The organism is Idiomarina sp. A28L (assembly GCF_000218785.1).
Lineage (GTDB): Bacteria > Pseudomonadota > Gammaproteobacteria > Enterobacterales > Alteromonadaceae > Aliidiomarina.
On the sequence record NZ_AFPO01000014.1, the window covers coordinates 1 to 1093 of the forward strand.

1 protein-coding gene is annotated in these 1093 nt (G+C 46.2%); it reads right to left on the reverse strand.

Features of this window, described 5'->3' with window-relative positions:
• Positions 1-11: 11 nt before the first annotated feature.
• The gene (locus A28LD_RS06610; RefSeq protein WP_007420302.1) at positions 12-983 is read right to left on the reverse strand and encodes an IS30 family transposase; all 972 of its coding nucleotides are present in this window, start codon (positions 981-983) and stop codon (positions 12-14) included.
• Between the last annotated feature and the right edge of the window lie 110 nt (positions 984-1093).

The window sequence follows — 1093 nt, forward strand, 5'->3', positions numbered from 1 at the left end:
CCTAGATTCAACTAATAACTGCAACACTCGCTCTGCGCGTACTGCAATTGCTCTTTAAAAATTACATCAGGTTGTTTAAAGCCAAGTACCTTACGAGGTCTTAGATTTAATCGCTGCTGATATTTGCTCAACTGTTCATTTGTCAGTGAACGTAAGTTACTTCCTTTAGGTACATATTGGCGCAGTAACCCGTTTGCATTTTCATTCGCGCCACGCTGGTATGAAGCGTATGGATCAGCGAAGTACACATCCGCATTCAAGCCTGCGGCAACCCGTTTGTGCTCGGCGAACTCCAAGCCGTTGTCTGCCGTGATTGTATGAACAAGTGATTGAAACGGTTGTAACATTTTAATCAGTGTATCGGCAACATCGCCTGCGTGTTTACTCGCTAATTTTCGGGTTAAGTAGAAACGGCTCTTTCGCTCCAGTGCGGTTACGATAACGCCGGTTCCACGCTTACCGATAACCGTATCAATTTCCCAATCGCCGAAGCGTTCACGATGTTCAACAATGCGTGGCCGTTCATGAATCGAGCGTCGCTCTAATATGCGGCCTCGCTGCTTATGTAAGCGTTTCTTGTACCGTTTCAGCCTGTGCCGCAAGTGTGCGTGTAATTGACCACCTTGCTTGAAGTCGGCGAGTATGTGGGTGTATACCCATTCATGACTCACTGGCCGACCGATACGTTTGCAAATCGCCGATATCTGCTCAGGGCTCCAATCGAGCTCTAACATGAACTCAACCGCTATTTTGGTTTTATCGCAGATACGTTTTTTAGCACTGCTTGAACGCCGCTTTAGCGTTTTTAAATGCGCTCTTGATGGCTCATAAGAACCCGATGTAATCGAGTTTCTTCGCAACTCTCGGCTAATCGTTGAGGGTGCAACGTCTAATTTTTCTGCAATCTTTCTGAGTGAAAATTTCTCTGAGAGAAGCAACGAAATCTGGTATCGTTGTCCCTCGGTCAGCTGCCGATAACTCATGTTGGAACTCACTTTTTTTGGTCGAAAAGTAAGACTACCACATGTCGGTAGCTGACCTCCCTTCGACCTACCCCATTACATGAGTGTTGCGGTTATTATCTGAATTCAGG